The 20,708-nt window shown below is 57.4% G+C and carries 13 protein-coding genes; 11 read left to right on the top strand and 2 right to left on the bottom strand.

Translation table 11 applies throughout. The features are described from left to right. The first annotated feature begins 440 nt into the window (after nt 1-440). The 7 genes from JUE67_RS07120 to JUE67_RS07090 all read left to right on the top strand — a co-directional run bounded on the left by JUE67_RS07120 (nt 441) and on the right by JUE67_RS07090 (nt 15,540). Nucleotides 441-2,426, top strand: coding sequence for a glutaminase domain-containing protein (locus tag JUE67_RS07120; RefSeq protein WP_203626578.1), 1,986 nt, complete (start codon nt 441-443; stop codon nt 2,424-2,426). A 19-nt stretch (nt 2,427-2,445) separates the two neighbouring features. After that, nucleotides 2,446-5,598, top strand: a complete 3,153-nt coding sequence (locus JUE67_RS07115) for an alpha-mannosidase (RefSeq protein ID WP_203626579.1) — start codon at nt 2,446-2,448, stop codon at nt 5,596-5,598. Between the two features lie 95 nt (nt 5,599-5,693). Then, on the top strand, nt 5,694-6,737 hold the full coding sequence (locus tag JUE67_RS07110; protein WP_203626580.1) for a glycoside hydrolase family 76 protein: 1,044 nt from the start codon (nt 5,694-5,696) through the stop codon (nt 6,735-6,737). A gap of 5 nt (nt 6,738-6,742) precedes the next feature. Next, entirely contained in the window at nt 6,743-9,409 is a 2,667-nt protein-coding gene (locus JUE67_RS07105) for a family 78 glycoside hydrolase catalytic domain (RefSeq protein ID WP_236002632.1), read from the top strand. Between the two features lie 170 nt (nt 9,410-9,579). Then, complete coding sequence (locus JUE67_RS07100) at nt 9,580-11,157, top strand: alpha-amylase family protein (protein ID WP_203637095.1); 1,578 nt, start codon at nt 9,580-9,582, stop codon at nt 11,155-11,157. Between the two features lie 61 nt (nt 11,158-11,218). Next, a complete protein-coding gene (locus JUE67_RS07095; protein WP_203637094.1) occupies nt 11,219-14,401 on the top strand; it encodes an alpha-mannosidase in 3,183 nt (1,060 codons plus the stop codon). Between the two features lie 530 nt (nt 14,402-14,931). Then, entirely contained in the window at nt 14,932-15,540 is a 609-nt protein-coding gene (locus tag JUE67_RS07090) for a type IV toxin-antitoxin system AbiEi family antitoxin domain-containing protein (RefSeq protein ID WP_373301794.1), read from the top strand. 236 nt (nt 15,541-15,776) lie between these two features. Here JUE67_RS07090 and JUE67_RS07085 read toward each other — a convergent pair whose 3' ends face one another. Continuing rightward, nucleotides 15,777-16,139: a type II toxin-antitoxin system PemK/MazF family toxin gene (locus tag JUE67_RS07085; RefSeq protein ID WP_203626585.1), complete on the bottom strand. Its 363-nt coding sequence runs from the start codon at nt 16,137-16,139 to the stop codon at nt 15,777-15,779. Further along, entirely contained in the window at nt 16,126-16,356 is a 231-nt protein-coding gene (mazE, locus tag JUE67_RS07080; RefSeq protein ID WP_203626586.1) for a type II toxin-antitoxin system PemI/MazE family antitoxin, read from the bottom strand. Before mazE ends, JUE67_RS07085 begins: the two co-directional genes overlap by 14 nt. 1,321 nt (nt 16,357-17,677) lie before the next feature. Between mazE and JUE67_RS07075 the strand changes: the two genes are divergently transcribed. The 4 genes from JUE67_RS07075 to JUE67_RS07060 all read left to right on the top strand — a co-directional run bounded on the left by JUE67_RS07075 (nt 17,678) and on the right by JUE67_RS07060 (nt 20,704). Next, complete coding sequence (locus JUE67_RS07075) at nt 17,678-18,757, top strand: endonuclease/exonuclease/phosphatase family protein (RefSeq protein WP_203626587.1); 1,080 nt, start codon at nt 17,678-17,680, stop codon at nt 18,755-18,757. A 12-nt stretch (nt 18,758-18,769) separates the two neighbouring features. Beyond that, nucleotides 18,770-19,588 carry a Cof-type HAD-IIB family hydrolase gene (locus tag JUE67_RS07070; protein WP_203626588.1) on the top strand — a complete coding sequence of 273 codons (819 nt, stop codon included), beginning with the start codon at nt 18,770-18,772 and terminating at the stop codon, nt 19,586-19,588. Nucleotides 19,589-19,743: 155 nt separating this feature from the next. Next, nucleotides 19,744-19,917: a hypothetical protein gene (locus tag JUE67_RS07065; RefSeq protein WP_203626589.1), complete on the top strand. Its 174-nt coding sequence runs from the start codon at nt 19,744-19,746 to the stop codon at nt 19,915-19,917. A gap of 154 nt (nt 19,918-20,071) precedes the next feature. Further along, nucleotides 20,072-20,704, top strand: coding sequence for an MIP/aquaporin family protein (locus JUE67_RS07060; protein ID WP_203626629.1), 633 nt, complete (start codon nt 20,072-20,074; stop codon nt 20,702-20,704). Nucleotides 20,705-20,708: the final 4 nt, after the last annotated feature.

Below are 20,708 nucleotides of genomic sequence, written 5' to 3'. Positions count from 1 at the left end.
GAAACCAGAGTCTGTTTACCGCATCTCTGGCGGGCAAACTAGCCTGCCACTTTCGAACAGTCAAGGACACCAGCAATACGTTGCCAGTCCCTGCAAAAAAATTTCAGAACTGTATATGAGGGTGGGCTCCGGCCAGAAACGGCTCGCTTCGCATGTCCGGGCGTAAGGCGTAAACGCCTAACGCCCGAATCAAGCCCCCTCGTCGGTGTTAGCGGCTGTGCCGCTTACACCGAAAGTGAGCTTTGAGACCGCTCTTTTTGCGGGCTCAAAGTCACTTGGGAGCGTTCCAGCCGATTTCTGGCCGGAGCCCACCCGGGCGTTAACACAGAATCAAATCAAAGTATTTTAGGAACTGGCCACGATGCCGGTTCCCCGCAATTATTCAAAATTCGAGTAAGGTTTGACCGGCTGCGGAGCCGGTCTAAAAGGAGTTGTGACATATGGTAGATCGAATCCCATCAGTCCCGCTGGTCGTCCATGATCCATATTTTTCCATCTGGTCCCCGGCAGATCACCTCAATGATCGCGAAACTGAAAGTTGGAACGGCAAACAGATGCCGATTCGCGCGGTCCTGCGCATTGCGGGCCAAACCTATTCAGTGATCGGCGAAAATCGCGGTGTTGAAAAACTGCCGCAAGTCGACCTCAGCATTCAGCCGACCGAGACCATCGCGACATTCCAAAATGCGCAAGTCACCTTGACGCTGACGTTTGCCCAGCATTTTGACCTCGCCGATCTTGAGGCCGTGTCTGAGCCGGTCACGTATTTCCGGGCGGCGCTGGCGTCGGCGGATGGCAAGGCCCATGATGCCGAGCTCCAGCTGACCTTCGACAGTGCGATCACCTATGAAAGTCTGAACGACAATCGCCTGATCGCGTCCTCGTTTGAGTTGGCGCATTCGACGGCCGTGATGCTGGGCAAGGCGCGGCAGGCCCCACTCAACCAATCCGGCGACCTCATCAATATCGATTGGGGCTATCTGTATCTGGCCGCCAGCAACGAAAGCCAGACCACAGTGAGTGCGGTCAGCGAGTGGAATGATTATGTACTGAAGGCGTCGATGAACCTGTCGACTTATGACAACGGTAGCTGCGACCTGTTGATCGCGTACGACGATGTGGCCTCGATCAATTATTTTGGCCACACGCTGAACGCATACTGGAAGAAGCAATATCCATCGCTGCTGGACTTGCTGGATGTGCGTAGCCAGCAGATCGACCCAATTTTGGCGCATTGCGCCCAGCTCAACGAGTCCATTAACAAGCAGGCCAGCACGGTCGGTGGGGATGATTACCGCCTGATCTGTGCGACCGCGTATCGCCAGTCGATCGCGGCGCACAAGCTGGTCGAGGATGAAAATGGCGAGCTACTTTTCCTCAGCAAGGAATGTAACTCCAATGGCTGTATCGCAACGGTCGATGTTTCCTATCCTTCGACGCCGCTGTACCTTGCGTTCAACCCACAGCTGGTGGAAGGCATGCTGCGGCCAATTTTCCGCTTCGCCAGTCTGCCGGTGTGGCCGTTTGCCTTTGCGCCGCATGACGCCGGCCGCTATCCATACGCGACGGGGCAGGTCTATGGGATGAAGCAACAGCGCGGCCGCGATGATGGCACCTGGATCATCGACCGCGACACGATTCCACCGTACTACACGTATCCGGCTTCCTCGGATCTGTACGAGGAAAAGTTCCAGATGCCCGTTGAGGAATGCGGGGACATGATCATCATGAGCTGCGCCGCGGATGCGCTGCTCAAGGATGGCTTTGTCCGGGCGCACAAGGACCAGCTGATCGCCTGGAGCGACTTTCTCATTCGCAATGGTCAAGATCCAGAGAACCAGCTGTGCACGGATGATTTTGCCGGCCATTTGGCGCATAACGTCAACCTGTCCTTGAAGGCGATCGTCGCGCTAGGTGCGTTGGGCAAGGCGCTGCTGGATATCAACGAAGACGATGCCAAGCGCTTGACCTTGGCCGCCCAGGAGATGGCCGCGATCTGGGAAAAGACGGCGGCAAATGACACGGATACGCGTTTGGCCTTTGACCAGGCGGATTCATGGTCGTTGAAGTACAACTTGGTCTGGGATGAAGTGCTGCATCTGAATCTCTTCACCCCAGAGGTCAAGGAAAAGGAGCTCGCGCGTTACGCCAAAGAGGCCAACGATTACGGGACGCCGCTTGACCCGCGGGCGGAATACACGAAGGCCGATTGGCTGATGTGGGTCGGTGCGCTGGCGGAAAATCGCAAGGGGCTGGCTGTTTTCACCACGCCGCTGGCCAAGTTCCTGCATGACACCCCGGATCGGGTCCCATTTTCCGATTGGTATCACACGACTGACGGCCATTTCGTGGCGTTCAAGAATCGCACGGTCATCGGCGGCACGTTCATGCCGCTGCTCAAGTCGCTGCATAAATTTCGCGGCTGACTGATAAGGAGAGAACGATTTGAATTATTCCGTAGATGATTTTCTCGCAAAGGCCCGCCAGCAGCTGGCCATCTTGCATGGCTGGTTCTACGCCGGCTTCAGTGATGTCACTGATCTGGCGCTGACGCCGGACACCTGCGCGGACAAGCGCTGGGAGCCGGCCGATGCGACGTGGACGCCGGTCGAACTTGGCAGCAAGTGGGAAGGCCGCGATAAATATTTTTGGCTGCGTTTTTCGCTGACGGTGCCAAGTCTTGAAAAAGGCGCGCACTTTGTCCTGCACATGGAATTGGGTCGTACAGGAGGCGGCGGTAATTCCGGGTTTGAGGGACTGGTGTTTGTGAATGGCAAGCCGCGCCAGGCGGTGGATTCCAATCACGAAGACGCCTATTTTGAGGACAGTTTTGCCGGCCAGACGCTCCAGATCGCAATCAAGCTCTGGACGGGGCTGGAAGGGGGCGGCGAGCCGCAGATCCAGCATTATGAGCTGAAGGCGCTGTGTGCCGGGGTGCTGGATCAGCCGGTGGTCGATGTGTTCGATTATCTCGATAACATTGTCGGCACGGTGGCGACGCTGGGGCCGGATGAACCGCTGCGCTATGGCTACATGACCCTTGTGCGGCAGGCGTTTGCGCAGTTTGTCTGGGCGGAGATGACGCCGAGCACGATCGACGGTGTGGCCCAGGCAGTGCTGGGCCAGATCCATCAATTCATCGCCAGCCATGCCGGGGAGAAAAAGGCGTACACGATCACTGCGGTGGGGCACACGCACATCGATGTCGCGTGGCTGTGGCGGCTGCGCCACACGCAGGAAAAAGTGGCCCGGTCCTTCTCGACGGTGTTGGAGCTGATGAAGGAATATCCCGACTATGTCTTTTTCCAAAGCACGCCTCAGGATTATGCCTACTTGCAGGAAGATTATCCGGAGATGTGGGAGGAGATCCAGGCCCGCATCAAGGAAGGACGCTGGGAGGCCAATGGCGCGACGTGGCTGGAGCCGGATACGAATATTCCTAGTGGCGAAAGTCTGACGCGCCAGTTCCTGTATGGCAGTGGCTATTTCCACCAGCACTTCAATGCCCGGCAAAATGTGTTGTGGTTGCCGGATGTGTTCGGGTACTCGGCAGCGGTGCCGCAGATCATGCAGGGCTTTGGGGTCAAGAATTTCATGACCACGAAGATCTCGTGGAACGACACAAACCGGATGCCGCATGACACGTTTTACTGGCAGGGCATTGATGGGTCGAAGGTCCTGACGCATTTTGTCACGACGGTCGAGCCGGAAGCCGAGTTCGACAACCCGCGGGAGTGGCGCTACACGTACAATGGCCTCTTGACGCCGCGGACGGTGCTGGGGACGTATCATGTGTATGCGGATAAGCCGCTGAACGATGACTTGCTGCTGAGCTACGGCTTCGGCGATGGTGGCGGCGGTCCAACGCGCGAGCAGATCAAGAATATGTCGATCATGGATGAACTGCCGGGCTTGCCGCATGTTCGCCCTGGGCGAGTGGATGATTATTTTGATCGGCTCGATGAGAAAATCGAAACGGCGGCGGCAGATGTTGCCACGTGGCGCGGGGAGTTGTACCTGGAATTCCACCGCGGCACGTACACGTCGCAGGCCAATGTGAAAAAGTGGAATCGCCGCGCCGAATACGCGCTGCGGGATGTTGAGTTGCGGTACGCGGCGGCGCATGTCGAGCACGGTATCGATTACCCGACGGAAAAATTACGCGACTTGTGGATCATCCTGCTGCGGAATCAGTTCCATGACATTTTGCCGGGGTCGGCGATTCGCGAGGTCTACGAGGATGCGGCGGTCGAGTTCAAGCAACTGTTTGATGGTGTGGCGGCACTGCAGGCGGCGTTGACCGACCAGACGACGACCAAGGCGCCAGATCAGGTGACGGTGGTCAATCATTTGGCTTGGCCGCAAACCGGGCTGGTGCACCTGCCGAAGCTCGTGAAAGCCAAGCTGCCAAATGGCGACTTTGCGCCGCGCGCCCAGGTCAAGGCGGGGACTGTGGTTCAGGTGACGGTGCCGGCGATGGGCAGCGTGACCCTCACGCTTTCAGAGGCAACGGATGAACGCGACCTTCTGACGCCCGCGCATCCGGTTCCGGCGCTTTTTGTGAGCGACCACACGGCGACGACGCCATTTTACGACGTGCAGTTTGACTCAGATGGTCATCTCGTTTCGTTGCGGGACCGTGTGACCGGCCGCGAATTCCTCGACTCGAAGCTGGGGGGAAATGTCCTGACGATCTACGAAGACAAGCCGCTGTATTTCGACGACTGGGATATCAATAAAGACTATCCGGACAAGGCCCAGCGGCTGGTTGCCAAGAGCTGGCGGGTCGGTGAGGAAAACGATCTCTATGCCGATCTTGACTCCAAGTATGTGATCGGCGAGTCGACGATCAAGCAGACGATTCGCTTCTATGCGGACAAGCCGCAGATCGATTTCATCACCCATGTCGATTGGCACGAGCGCCAGCGCCTGCTTCGGACGGCCTTTAACACCAATATTTTGGCGGACAATGCGCGCTACGACATTCAATATGGCAACGTGCTGCGGCCGACCAACGACAATACCAGCTGGGATCAGGCGAAGTTCGAGACCTGCGCGCACAAGTGGGCGGATCTCTCCGAACGCGATTACGGGCTGGCACTGCTCAATGACAGTAAGTATGGCTATCGCATCAAGGATAAGCAGGTGTCGATGACGCTGCTCAAGTCGGGCAATTACCCGGATCCGCACGCGGACGAAGGCGAACATGACTTCACGTATTCTTTGTTGCCACACGACGGCGACTTTTTGGTCGGCGAGGTGGAGAAGGCGGCCAGCGAATTGAACCAGCCGCTGACCGTGAACGCCGGTGTCGGCGAAAATACGGTGGTGCCGCTGTTCACCTTCACGGGCGAACATCCGGTGGCGGTGGATGCCATCAAAGTCTCCGAAGATGGGCAACATGTGCTCGTGCGCCTGCATGATTACACCGGCGGGCACGAAGGCGTCATGATTCGGCCCAATCATCCGGCGAAGGCCGCTTACTTGGCCAACTTGGATGAGACGCTGGTCGATGACGCGGCGGACCTGTTGGTGGATGATTGCGTGAATATCACCATGCGGCCGTATCAGATTTTGACGGTGGCCTTTGACTTTTGATCTCGTTTTGCGCGTTGGCTCTTCCCCTGGCCAGCGCGCCGCAGCTCCTGCCGGAATGGTGGGGGCTGTTTTTGGTGGAGAGATGAGGTGTGGAGATGAATTTTGAGGAAGAAGCGGACTTGGCCCAGCGCAGCTTGGAACATTATTTTCGCTCGGCGGATCCATTGCGGCGATACAACAATGTTTATCCTTTGACGCACTGGCACCAAAATGACGTCTTTAATTATTGGTGGGTGGCGCACCTGGTGGACAGTCAGCTGGATGCCTTTTCGCGAAGCGGAGAGGCCCTTGACTTGCGGCGGGCCGAGGCCACGTATGCGGCGAACAAGGCGCGCAATCACGGGACGTTGCTGCATGTTTATTATGACGACGAGTTGTGGAACGCGTTGGCGGCGGTGCGGCTTTATCAGGCGACCGGGACGGCGGGGTATCTGGCGGATGCCCAGCAGGTCTGTTCAGACATGTTCCGGACGGCGTGGAATGAGGCGCAAGGCGGCGGGTTCGCGTGGACGCGGATGCAGCTGGACTACAAGAACACGCCGGCGAATGCGCCTGCGATGATCTTGGCGCTTCGGCTGTATCAGCTGGACCCGCAGCCTGACTATCTGGAAAAGAGTCTGGCGGATCTGGCTTGGCTTCGGGCGACGCTGGTGGATGCGGCGTCGCAATTCGTGGCGGATGGCATCAACCGGCTGGGCGATGGGCAGATCGATGTGCAGTGGCCATTCTCGTATAACCAAGGCGTTTATATCGGTGCGCTGATCGAGTTTTATCATGTGACCGGCGAGCGGCAGTATCTTGAGGATGCGCTGACGTGTGCTCACACGACTTTGGCGCGGCTGGCGCAGGATGGCGTGCTGGTCGATGTCGGGGAAGGCGGCGGGGATGTCGGGTTGTTCAAGGGAATTTTCTACCGGTATGCGGCGCTGTTGGTGCAAGAGACCGGCGATGTGGGGCTGCGCGACTTTATTTTATCGAGCTGCGCGGTGCTGGCGGCGCACGCGATGACGGATGATGGCTGGCTCTTGGCGAAGGCCAACTGGCGGGAAAATGTGATGCTGCCGCCGGTGGACTTGGCGGAAGAACTCAGTGCGGTGATGGCGCTGGAGGCCGCGGCGTCTCTGGAAGCGAAAGGGTGAAGCAGATGGGGTTGTTACAGATTCGCGTCAATGATCAAGAAGAACCGCTGATAGGGACGCTTCGGCGGGTGAGCTGGACGGTGGATGCCCTGGCCGCCAAGGTGGTGCAGGGGTGTCTGGCCATTGCGATGGTGGGCGGCGCTTCGACGCAGGCGGATGGTGCGGTTGGGCGCGGGACGGCTGAGACTGCCGAGCCTGTGTGGTGGGTCACGCTGGCGGCCGGCGCCCAGGCGGTGACGGAGTTTGACGGGCTGAGACTGGCACCTGAACGCCGGTATGCAGTGGTGGTCACCTTGGTCGATGAAACTGGGCAGACGTGGCGGGACACGGCCGAATTTTTCACGGGAACGACGTGGGATGAGGCGGCGTGGGTGACGTGCGCGGCGGATCCGACGGAGGCGGAAGGCGAGTTCCTGTTTTCCCGGACTGTTCAGCCTGAAAAGCCGGTGGCGTCGGCGCTGCTGTATGCGAGTGCCCGCGGGTTATATGAATTCTACGCGGATGGCGAGAAGATTGGGGCCGACTTATTGACGCCGGGGTGGACGTCATACAGCCATGCGATTCAGTATCAGGTCTATGACGTGACGGCGGCGCTGGCAGGCGGCGGGCCGGTGCGGCTGGATGCGCGGCTGGCAAACGGCTGGTACTTGGGGATGCTGACGTGGGACAAGCACCCACACTTTTATGGCGATGAAAAATCGTTGATCGCCAAACTCGTGGTGACGTACACCGATGGTACGCGGGCGGTGGTGGCCACGGATGAGACGTGGCTGACGGCGCCTGGGCCGATCGTATCGTCGGAGCTGTATGACGGCGAGGTGATCGACGGACGCCAGGCGAATGCCGATTTTCTGACGCGTGGGGATCGCACCGGCTGGCAGGCGGCGACGGTGGTCGAGGCGGACAAGGCTGTGTTGACCCCGCAGCGCGATCAGCCTTGTCAGGTCACGGAAACGGTGGGCGTGCAGCGGGTGTTCACTTCGCCAAATGGGGCGGTGACGCTTGATTTTGGCCAGAATCTGGTCGGCCGGGTGCGGGTGGATCTGGCGCACTTGTTGCCGGCGGGTGAAACAGCACTCTCGCTGCATCACGCCGAGGTGCTGGATCCGGCTGGCAATGCGTATTTTGGCAACCTGCGCAAGGCCAAGCAGCTGCTCGTGTTGCCACATGCGACGCCTAACGATGGGGCGGCGTGGACGCACTTTACCTTCCAAGGCTTTCGCTATGTGGTCGTTGAGGCAAACCGGCCGCTGGTGCTGGACCCGCGCGCATTTTCGGCGGAGGTGGTGCAAACGGCGATGCCGCGCACGGGGTATTTCACGTGCAACGACATGATGCTCAACCGGCTGTTTGACAACATCGTGTGGGGGCAGCGCGGCAACTTTGTCGATGTGCCGACCGATTGCCCGCAGCGCGATGAGCGGCTCGGCTGGACGGGTGATACGCAGGTGTTTGCGAGCACCGGCCTGTTCAACTTCGACAGCGCCGCGTTTTACCGCAAGTGGCTCGCGGACCTGGCCAGCGATCAGTTGGAAAATGGCGGGGTGCCGGCGGTCATTCCGGATGTCATCACGCCGCTTTCGCCGGAGACCAATTCGTCGGCGGCCTGGGGCGATGCGGCGGTGATTGTGCCGTGGCAGGTGTTTCTATTCACTGGCGATCGCACGGTGCTCGAGGATCAATACGAAAGCATGGCCGCCTGGATCGCCTTCAACAATCAGGCCGGGCCGACGCCGTACACGGGCAATCAAGGCTTCCACTATGGCGACTGGGTGGCGCTGGATGTGCCGGGCAGTAATTTTGGCGCGACGCCGCATCCATATTTGGCCTGCTGTTTTCACCGCTACACCACGGAGATCATGCGGCAGACGGCGCGGGAGCTGGGACGGACGGATGATGCGGCGGGGTATGCGGACCTGCGTGATGGAATCGATGACTATTTTCAAAAGACCTATTGCGATGGCGACGAGTTGACCGTGCAGACGCAAACGGCGCAGGTCCTGGCGCTGAAGATGATGCGGCTGTCTGAGGGGCAACGTGCGGCGATCGCCAAGCGCCTGAACAGCTTGGTCGTGAACAACAACACGCATCTGAATACGGGCTTTGTCGGGACGCCTTATCTGCTGGAGGCACTGTCGGAAAATGGCTATCCGGAGACTGCGGTGGCGCTGCTTCGGCAGGAGGATTTTCCGTCCTGGCTGTACTCGGTGCGGCAAGGCGCGACGACGATCTGGGAACACTGGGACGGCATTCGCCAAGACGGCACGCTGTGGTCGGATACCATGAATTTGTTTAATCATTACGCGTTCGGGGCGGTCGGCGATTGGATCTATCGGCATTTGGTGGGTATCGACCAGATGATTGGGCTGTCTGGATTTACGCAAGTTCAGGTCGCGCCGTTGATCAAGGCGTCGGGCTTGCGTGATGTGAGTGGTTCGTACCAGTCCGTGGCCGGCAAGATCGCGGTGGCCTGGGCCAATCAGGACGGCGCCGTGGTGATGCGGGTTCAGATTCCCACCGGCTGTCACGCGGAAATCGTGCTGTTTGATGCGCGGCCTGGCAGCTTGGACAGGGGGCTTGGCTCGCGTGACACCTATGACGAGGCGGCCGGCGCGTATCACTTGCACGTTGAGGGCGGGACAGCCGTGACGCTGAATTATGCGCTGAGGTAACTTGGCCCGTGACTTGTTTTTCGAGGCGCGACGAGGCGGGTCAAACTTGGTATACCAATCCCAACCACTTATTCGCCGGATTCCGGGCAAAAGCCGTTTCGGCGCGGCGTGGGCGGTATACTCAACACGAACCGGAAAAGCGCTCTCATTTTGATAAAGGAGACGATGCAATGCCAGCCGATCCAGACAAGATCTTGCTTGAGCTTGAAGACGGGACGTGGCACGACTTGGTGCATGACCACATCGAGTCGTGGCGCCTGCCGGACAGCGAAACGGCCGTGACGATCACGGCAGATGGCACGATCACGCTATTTTCCCCGCATCTGCTTGTGGCACGGGTGCGCGTGGACTTTCCGCGTGCCCCACGCGCCGAGGCGCTGTTTTTCGGTGATGCGTTTGAACGCTCGTATGGCGACTTGCAGGTCCACCGCTTCGATGACGGCCAGGTCTATGACTGGTACTTGATCGAGCAAAATACGGCGGGGCAGGAAGCCATCGGGGTGGCCATTCAGCCAAATGCGTTTTGTGCTTGGACAGTCAAAGAGACGACCCGCACGCTGTGGCTGGATGTGCGCAGTGGCACGGAACCAGTCGCGTTGGGCGCGCGGGCGCTGCGGTGTTGTCGATTGGTGACACACGCGTATCCGGCGGCTCAGCGTTTGACGGCGGTGCTGGCCGATTTTTGCGCTCGGCTTGCCGGGCGTGCGACACCGCCTGTCCGCGAGGCGCCGCTGGTCGGCACGAATGATTGGTATTTTGCTTATGGCGCGAACTCCCGCCAGTTGATCGTTGAGAATGCCCGGGCGATGGCCGCGTTGTGCCAGCCATTTGGTTATCGGCCGTGGGTGCTCATCGATGATGGCTGGCAGGTCCAGCACGCGGCGGATTATAACGGCGGGCCGTGGACCGGGGGCAATGAGAAATTCGGCGATATGGCTGAGGTGGCGCAGGAGTTGCGGGATCTCGGCACGCGGCCTGGCTTGTGGTTTCGGCCGCTGGTGACGCGCGAGTCGGCGCTGGCGCCGTTTGCCTTGCATCAAGAGGAGGCGACGATCACGCTGGATCCCAGTCGGCCAGAGGTGTTGGCGCAGGTCGCAGCGGATGTGCGGCGCTTTGTTTCGTGGGGGTTTGAGCTGATCAAGTTCGATTTCTCCGCGTTTGATGTGCTGGGCCGCTGGGGCAATGCGACGGGGCTGGATTATTTTGACCGGCCTTGCCATTTCGCCGACCGCACGCACACGACGGCGGAGATCTTCAGTCAGCTGTACCGCACGATCAAGGACGCGGCGGGGCCGGCGCTGGTGATGGGCTGCAACACGGCCAGTCATTTGTCGGCTGGGCTGCTGGATGTGATGCGCATCGGCGATGATACCAGCGGCGTGTCCTTCCACCGCACCGTCAACCGCGGCGTGAACACGCTGGCGTTTCGGCTGGCGCAGGAAGGCAGCTTCTACCGCATCGACGCGGATTGCGTGGGCATCACGGACGCGATTCCGTGGGCGCAAAATTGCGAGTGGCTGAGGCTACTTGCGGCCAGCAACACCACCTTGTTCGTGTCGGCGGACTTGCCGGGGCTGCCTGCTTCGCAAAAACAGGCGCTGCAAGTCGCGATCGGCGAGGCCTTGCGCAATGAGACGCAGGCGGTGCCGGCGGACTTGCGGGCGGGGCGGACGCCACAGGATTGGCGGACCGCGGATGGCGAGGCGCTTTCGTTTGAGTGGGATGTCGACTTAAGTGAAAGCCTCTAGTTGCCATTTTTCGCACATCATTTTATAGAGAATCTGAATCCACTAAAAAGGAGCCAATATCATGGAACAAAAGATCTCTGATTTTTTGGCAAAAGCAAACCAACAACTGCACATTTTGCAGAGCTACACTTACGCGAATTTTACGCCGGTCGCTGGGCTGGAATTAACGCCGGACACGCGCGAGGACAATCGCTGGGAGCCGGAAGATGCCACCTGGTCGCCGATCGAACAAGGCGCCAAGTGGGAAGGCCGCGATAAGTATTTTTGGCTGCGGTTCACCATCACCGTGCCGGAGATTCCGGCTGGCGGGCATTTTGTGTTGCACACGGAGCTTGGCCGCACCGGCGGCAATGGGTCCGCGTTTGAGGGCCTGGTCTTTGTGAATGGTGCGCCTCGGCAGGCCGTCGATTACAATCACCGCGATGCCTATTTTGAGGACAGTTTTTCCGGTCAGACCCTGCATGTCGTGATCAAGTTGTGGACGGGCACGGAAGGCGGCGGGGTGCCGCGCGTCCAGCATTACACCCTTGAGACGCTGGCGAGCGGCATCATCGACCAGCATGTCGTCGACGCGGCGGCGTACCTTGAGAACATCATCGAGACCATCGCCCAGCTCGGCCCGGATGAACCGCTGCGCTACGGCTACATCGCGCTTGTGAAAAAGTCCTTCCAGCAATTCGTCTGGGCGGAAGTCACGCCGGAAAATGTCGGCACGATCGCCGCGTCGGTGCTGGGCCAGATTCAGCAATTCATCGCGGCCCATGCCGGTGAGAAAAAGGCGTACACCATCACCGCGGTGGGGCACACGCACATCGATGTCGCCTGGTTGTGGCGGCTTCGGCACACGCGCGAGAAGATCGCCCGCTCATTTTCCACGGTGCTTGAGCTGATGAAGGAGTACCCGGATTACATTTTCTTCCAGAGCACGCCGCAAGACTACGCGTATCTGGAAAAGGATTATCCGGATCTGTGGAAACAGATTCAGGCGCGCATCAAGGAAGGTCGCTGGGAAGCCAATGGCGCCACGTGGCTGGAGCCAGACACCAACATTCCGAGCGGCGAGAGCCTGACCCGCCAGTTCCTGTATGGCATTGGCTACTTCAAGGAAAAATTCGGCGCGCGCCAAAATGTGCTGTGGCTGCCCGATGTTTTCGGCTATTCGGCCGCGACGCCGCAGATCATGAAGGGCTTTGGCGTCGACAATTTCATGACCACGAAGATCTCCTGGAACGACACGAACCGCATGCCGCATGACACGTTCTACTGGCAGGGCATCGACGGCACCAAGGTCTTGACGCATTTCATCACCACCGTCGACAACTGGACCAACCTCGACGACCCGAACCAGTGGACCTACACGTATAACGGCACCTTGACGCCAAAATCCGTGCTGGGCTCCTATCATGTGTACGCCGACAAGGGCCTGAACGACGACCTGCTTGTCAGCTACGGCTTCGGCGATGGCGGCGGCGGACCGACCCGCGAAATGATCAAAAACATGAAGATCCTCGACGAACTGCCAGGCTTGCCGCACGTCAAACCGGGCCGTGCCGATGACTATTTTGACCGGCTGGACAAGCGCGTTGCCGCTGCCCAAGATGAGGTCGCGACCTGGCAAGGCGAGCTGTACCTTGAGTTCCATCGCGGCACCTACACCTCGCAGGCCAACGTGAAAAAGTGGAACCGCCGCGCCGAATTTGCCCTGCGTGACCTGGAACTGCGCTATTCCGCCGCTCACGTCCAACATGGCGTGACCTACCCGACCGAGGCCATCCGCGACCTGTGGATCATCTTGTTGCGGAACCAGTTCCACGATATTTTGCCGGGCTCGGCCATCCACGAAGTCTACGAAGACGCCGCCGTCGAATTCAAGCAACTCTTTGACGGCGTCGCGGACCTGCAGGCCAAGCTCCAGGCCGCCTTCGCAACGCCGGCAACCGACCACGTCCTTGTGGAAAACACGTTGGCGTGGCCGCGCACCGAGCTCGTTGCCTTGCCGGCTGGGGTCCAGGCCGCGACGGATGGCAAGCAACTGGCCACGGTCCACACTGCCGAAAAGACGGTGGTGGCCGTCACCGTGCCGGCGATGGGGGCTGTGGCCCTGACCGTGACGGCTGGGACTGGGGCCGAAACCGCGGATGCCGGAGAAGCGGCTGGCACCGGGGTTGCCGCGCCGGAAGCCGTTACGCCAAAGCAGACCGCGACCGCCGCGCCGCATACGTTGGTCACGCCTTTTTACAAGGTGACCTACGCCAAGGACGGGCGGCTTGAACAGATCCGCGACCTGAAGCATGACCGCGATCTGCTGGACGAGACCCGCGGGGGCAACGTGCTCACACTTTACGAAGACAAGCCGCTGACGTACGACGATTGGAACATCGATCAGGACTATCCGGAAAAGGCGACGCGCCTGGTTGCGGACAGTGTGACGCTGGGCGAGAACAACGCGTTTTACGCGGATCTGGATCTGGTCTACACATTTGGCGCCTCTAAGCTGACGCAGACGATGCGCTTCTATGCGGACAAGCCGCAGATCGATTTTCTCACCCATGTCGACTGGCACGAGCGCCAGCGCCTGCTTCGGACCGCGTTCAACACGAACCTCTTGGCCGACAACGCGCGCTACGACATCCAGTACGGCAACGTCGAGCGCCCGACCAACGACAACACCAGCTGGGACTGGGCGAAGTTCGAGACCGTCGCGCACAAGTGGGCGGACCTCTCCGAGCGCGACTATGGCCTGGCCCTGCTCAACGACTCGAAATACGGCTACCGCATCAAGGCCAAGCAGATCTCCATGACGCTCCTGAAGTCGGGCAACCAGCCGGACCTGCACGCGGACGAAGGCGAGCACGATTTCATCTACTCGCTTCTGCCACACGAAGGCGACTTCCTGGCCGGCAACGTGGAAAAGACGGCGGCGGAACTGAACGAACCGTTGCAGGTTGAAAATGGCGTCGCGGCCCCGGCCACAACGGCGCTGTTCAACTTCGATGCCCAGTATCCGGTCCAGGTGGATGCGATCAAGCTCGCGGAAAATGGGGCGCATGTCCTCGTTCGCCTGCACGATTACACTGGCAGCCACGAAAAGGTCACCATCACCCCAACCACCGAGGCCAAGGCGGCGTTTATCGCCAAACTCGATGAGTCCGTGGCCGAGGATGCCAAGAATGTGTTGGCGGATGGCAGTGTTGTGGTCACGTTGAGTCCGTATCAGGTTTTGACTGTGGCGTTTGATTTTTAAAGAGTTGGAACGTTGCGTTTGATCGTTATTGGGCGCCTCTGCCAGAGATGGTGGTGGCGCCCTTTTGAATCGGAGGGGCTGGTTTGGAGTCGCGATGAACTGGAGGAAATCGTGGTATTTTGACGGGTGAAGAGTTTGGCAGGTTCGCGTGCTTGATATGGCCAAATCGCCAAGTTTTCTGGTTCGATTGCCAGTGTGTAAGCTTTCGTGGTATTTTTGGCGAAGGGTAATCAGATGATGAAGAAGAACAAACGCTTCGAAGACAAACCGGGAATCCAATTTTGTCAAAGCAGGCAGAGACGCCACTTGACGAAGCTATTCTGGAAATAAAGGATGGCAGATCGACCGCGGTTCATTCTGTGGACGCATTGATGGCGTCTTTGGATAGGGATGACGATGCGGAGGAGCTGGTGCGTGACTGAAGGGGGCTGCATCATGATACGCCCTTCGCCAAATGTCATGGCGTTTTGCTTTGCGATTTAAGATTGTAGAATTTTGACGTGCGTGTCCCTTACGCACACATTTTTGTGATGAAGCGTGTGCGGGAGGGACGAGCGATGCAACCAATCGATTCAATATTTAACAGGGGCTTATTCACAACCCAAATGGCATACGAAGCCGGACTCTCTAAGCGTGACTTGAAGGCGGCACTGACGGACGGCCTCATCACGAAGATGACGCGTGGTGTTTATGCACGCGCGGGTATGCCATACGACATTTATGCGATGATCGCCCTGATTTACCCCAACGGTATCTTTGCGAAAATGTCGGCACTGGCCCTGTATGACATGACTGACGAATTGCCCAAGCATATTGATATGGCTTTTCCAAATGGATACAGCAACAAGAACTTGGTCAGTCATCAAATCAAACCGTTTCGGCAGCAGCCTGATCGATTAATGCTTGGCCTCACAGAAGTTACGACCACTAGTGGCGCAACGGTGACTGTCTATTCGCCGACCCGCACGTTGCTAGACATCTGGGACGATCCGCAGATCGATACCGCCGTTCGTCTCGAGGCGCTCAAGGAATATATGAGTCGCTTCCGGTCCAGCCAGTCTGACCGTGAGCTGATGCACTTCAAAAATAAGCTCTATGCGAATTCGACGATCGATTACGCACTGGAGGTTTTGGTTTAGTGAGCAATCTATTTCAGCGCCTGAACAACGTAGCAGACGAGGCCAACGTTGACAAACAGGCCGCGCAGAAGATGTTGTATTTCGTACACTTGATGCGTCGGGTCAGTTAAATTTGCTTCAGGGACGATCATACTGTTACGCACTGCTAGAGACAACAAATGGGCTTCCCAGTCAAGAGAAGCCCATTTACTGTATGGCGATTGCAGGGCCTTGCACATAGAGAAGCGATATCATTACTACTCCCGCGCATTAATGATATCGTTGACACACTGGAGGACCTGTCTAAGCAAAGAGTTAGGAACCTTTTCCACGAAACGCATTTTTCGGGTTCGGAAATCGAAGGTGTGAAACTGTAACGGATTAACAAAGCCGCTTGTTTTCGTCTTCTTTAATTCTACGAGCAGACCGTTACCACTTAAACGGTTATTTGTTGCGTGTGTAATGGGACAAACCACGGCAAGTCGCGTTAGTCTCGAATACTTACTATTGCTGAGTACTAGAGCAGGCCGTCGTTTGCGAATCTCTGATCCTTTACTGGGCTCGAAGTCGATGGTGACAATGTCCCCTTTATTTGGGATGTACTCACTAGCTCCACTCACTATCAAGGACCTCCGTATCGGGCTCGAGGAGGGCCTCTGTTTGTGCTAGATCTTCATTAAACCAGTTACCTTCAAACGGATTTTGGTGTTTAGGAGTAAAAACAATGCTACCATCGGGCTGAGTGTGGACGGTGAACTCTTGACCAATTTCAACCTTAATGTTGATCGGCACTGTAAGTGTAATTGAGTGGCCGACCTTTCTTGCCTTAATGTCCATGTATTTTACCTCCTTTTGGGATACACCAAGTATACACCGATTTCCTTAGGATGGCAATCTTCTGTCCAATCTTTTGAAGGAGCCGCATTTGTTTTTAACAATTGTCGTTGGCTGATGGGAACTGGGACAAATGTGCAATCCAGTTCGCCCAAAGAAACTGGGACCACATGTACGATCTACTCCCTCTTTTTTTGAAAATTGGCTGCGAGAATCTCCACACACATTTGAGATAACGTGCTTCGTGTGTAGCGCATTGTGTGCTTTTTGCTCGGTGGGCATGGACCTGGGCCGGAATTGGCAGTGCGCACAAGTGAAAGCTTCGGGTATTTTCTCGGTGGGTGACAAGACGTGCCGGTGCAGTAGGACACCAGCGTGAGGGCTTCCTGGACCTATTTTCACAAAGCGCGCTTGAAAAGATGACAGAAGCGCCACGTTCTGTTCACAAAGTGTTCACACTCTCCCGTTAGTATAATAAACGTAGACAAGAGCTACCCCAGAAGAACAAAACTCTTGCCGCAACTTCATGAAAAACTCCTCCAATCTCGTGATACCCCCTAATATCGCGAGTGCACCGCCAGCGATCCCCCTAAGTCGCCGGGCGTGCAAACCCTTGGTCGCAAGTCCCCCTAACTTGCGGCCGCCAAACCCCTGACGATCTTCGACCCCCAATCGAAGATCACGCACCAAAGCGATGCAGACCCCCTATCCGCATTGCAAACGTCGGATCACACCCCCCTAATGCGATCTGACAAAATACTCACAAGTCCCCTAACTTGTGAACTCCTCCAAACGCCACTGGCCCCCTACCAGTGGTTTTTTTGTGCGGTTTGGGGGGCGCAATACGCGAGAAGCTGGTGTGCAGAGGATGGAGAAAATCTGTCTTCGTGAAAAGCATGGCCGAGTCAACAGACGGAGTGGCTACGAATGCGGACTTTTAGGATATAAAATAAGCGGCAAAATGTGCCTGGTGACGTAAATCGTTCCGCAAAGTCCCTTTATTGTAGGATGTGAGGGTGGGCTCTCGGGTGGGCGGAGGGCAGAACCGGCTCAGCCCCCTCGTCGGTGTTAGCGGCTGTGCCGCTTACACCGAAGGCAAGCTTTATGACCGCGAACTTCGCGGGCATAAAGTTGCCTGGGAGCGTTCCAGCCAGTTCTGCCCGGAGCCCACCCGAGAGTCCACCCGGCCGAAACATCAAACAAAGGTACTTTGCATTAACGCACATTTACATCGCCAAGGTGGCACAATTTGCCGGATTAGATTATCCTAAAAGTCGGACGTTTTTGTGGGCGACCCGCCCGCACGCTAGAGGGGGAGACAATTATGAAGAAAAAACATCGCTGGTGGAAGATCCTGTTGGCCCTGCTCGGCGCGGTGGTCATCGCGTTTGGCGGCTACCTGATCTACCTATTTTCCGCGTATCACCGCATGGCCGACGACCTGCCGCTGACCGCCAAGCACGAGCAAACAGGCGAGCTTCAGACCGGCAAGACCTACACCGCACAGACTTATAACATCGGCTACGGTTCGTATCCACCGAGCTATTCATTTTTCATGGATGGCGGCAAATATTCGCGCGCTTATTCCAAAAAGGCCGTGAATGCCAGCCTCGATGGAATCATCAAGACCACCGAAACGGATGCCCCCGACATCGCATTTTTCCAAGAAGTCGACTGGGATGGGGACCGCTCGCAGCATGTCAATGAGGTCACCAAGTTGGAAAATGCGTTCAAGGGGACGCACACGGCGGTCTACGGCCCGAACTACGACTCGCCGTATCTGTTCTACCCGTTCACGGACCCGATCGGCAAAGCCAAATCCGGCCTCGTGACGCTGGTCAGTGCCGGGGTTACGAGCGCGCGGCGGTACAAGTTGCCAATCGATAATGGCCTCGGGCGGTTCATCGATTTGGACCGGGCGTTCACGGCGACGAAGGTCAGGGTCGAAGGCGGCAAAACGCTTCAGCTGATCAATATCCACATGTCGGCCTTCACGAAAAAACGTGAGGTCCAGCAGGCCCAATTCGATACGCTGTTCGCCTATATTAAAAAGGCGTATGCCAGTGGCGATTATGTGATCGTGGCTGGTGATTATAATCACACGCCACTGCCGGACACGCCGAAGATCTTCGGCACCAGCAGCAAGCCTCAGACTTGGACGCATCCGTTCCCGCATGACCAGTTGCCAAAGGGCTTCTACATGCCGACGATGGGGTTGGCAGAGGCCAAGGTGCCATCTGCCCGCGGATTGGATAAGCCGTATTCGGCAAAATCATTTGTCACATTGATCGATGGGTTTATTCTGTCGCCGAATATTACGGCGCATACCGTGGCGGTCACCGATACCGGTTTTGAATATTCTGATCACAACCCGGTACGCCTCACATTTACGTTGAACAAATAAGGAGTTTTTCTCATGTATAAAATGATCGTCAGCGATCTTGATGAAAGTCTATTAAAGGATGACGGGTCGGTCTCGGCGCGCGATCTTGAGACCATCGCGCGGCTGAAGCGCCAGGGCATCAAATTCGTGCCGAACACCGGCCGCGGGTTCGCGTCGGTGCAGCGGCTGCTGGATGACCTCGGCACCCGCGGCGAGGCCGGCCAATATGTGATCTCTTATAATGGCGGGGCGGTTGTGGATAATGCCCACAACGAGATCGTTTTGGCGAAGCCGTTGCCGTTTGAGGTCGCGGACCAGATCTTCCAGCTCGCGATGGCGCATCCGGATTATTGTGCGCATGTCTACACGTTCCATCATGTCTATGTGACGCGGCCAAATCCGGTCGAGCTCGGCTATTTGGCCAATCGCCAGGTGGCCTTCACTGAATTCCACGCGAGCGACCTGCAGGATTTTGCCGGCCGCGACATTGCGAAGGTGATCTTTCAGCATCCCGAGATGAAAATGCGGGAAGCCCTGCGCGATGAGGTCGCAAAGACGATCGATTATCAGCCCACTGTCAGTTTTTCCTCAAATCGCTATGTTGAGTTCAATCCGGCGGGCATCGACAAGGGCGACGCGGCGATCGCACTGGGCGCGCGCATCGGCATCGCACCGGATGAGATCATCGCGCTGGGCGACAATTCCAACGACTTGAGCATGATTCGCAAAGTCGGCCTCGGTGTTGCGGTCGCCAATGCGATTCCGGCGGTGAAAGAGGCGGCCGGGCTGGTGCTGGATGTCACAAATAATGAGGATCCGGTGACGGCACTGGCGACAAAGCTGAGGTTGTGATGGACGTTATGTTTTGAATCGTTAGATGCTGGGAAAATATTTATATTAAAGAATTTGAGTCCCCGAAGAATTTTTCTTCGGGGTTATTTTTCGCTTGACAAGTTACTTGGCGGCTCTGATATACTGACCTCACAAAACTAAAGGGGGGACTCGACATGGATAAGCCGTTTAGCATACACCGCCTCACCATCGAAATGGACGAAGCGCAGTATAAGGAGTTCATGGATCGTGAGAAGGGTATCTACACGCCGGAACGCCGCGCTGAGTTGGAAGACCTTGCGCGGATGATGAGGGAAACGCCGTATTATAAGTTGACGTATCGCGAGTGACGGCCGCCTTTCCCCTGAGATCGCCCCTCTATTTCTTGCGCGAATCGCGCCCTTCCAGTTTCATTCATGGCCTCAATAAGGTAAGGTGGAAGGGTACATATCCTAGGTGTCAAAGGAGCGATTCGTTTTGTTAAAAAAATTCTGTGCTGAATTTATGGGCACGTTCATGTTGATCTTTATCGGGACCAGCAGCGTCGTCATTGCAAAAGGCGACGTGTTGACCATCGCGCTGGCGTTTGGCCTGTCGATCACGGTGTCTGCCTATGCGTTTGGCGGCATCTCGGGCGGCCATTTCAATCCAGCTGTGACGACTGCGATGTGGATCAACAAGCGTGTGAATGCCGTTGAAGCGATCACGTACATCATTGCCCAGTTCCTCGGGGCAACGGTGGCGGCCGGCATCGTGAAGGCTTGCGTCGCATCGCTTGGCCTGTCCACAGCCAGCCTCGGCCAGACCGATTTTCCGAAAATTGGCGCGGGCATGGCATTCTTCGTTGAAGCCCTGGCGACCTTCTTGTTCTTGATGATCATCTTGTCGGTGACCTCCAAGAAGTTTGGCGACAGCCGCTTTGCCGGCATCGCGATCGGCGTGGCGCTGGCCCTGCTGATCATCTTTGCCCTGAACCTGACCGGCGCGTCTTTGAACCCGGCCCGTTCATTTGGCCCGGTGATCTTTGCCGGTGGCTCGGCGCTGTCTCATCTGTGGCTCTACATTCTCGCCCCAGAAGTCGGTGCGGTCTTGGCGGCATTTGGCGCCAAGTACCTGCTCGGCAGTGAAGAAGACTAATTCA

It is taken from the genome of Lacticaseibacillus mingshuiensis, from assembly GCF_016861785.1.
Taxonomy (GTDB): Bacteria; Bacillota; Bacilli; order Lactobacillales; family Lactobacillaceae; genus Lacticaseibacillus; species Lacticaseibacillus mingshuiensis.
This window is presented reverse-complemented; position numbering and strand designations above follow the sequence as displayed.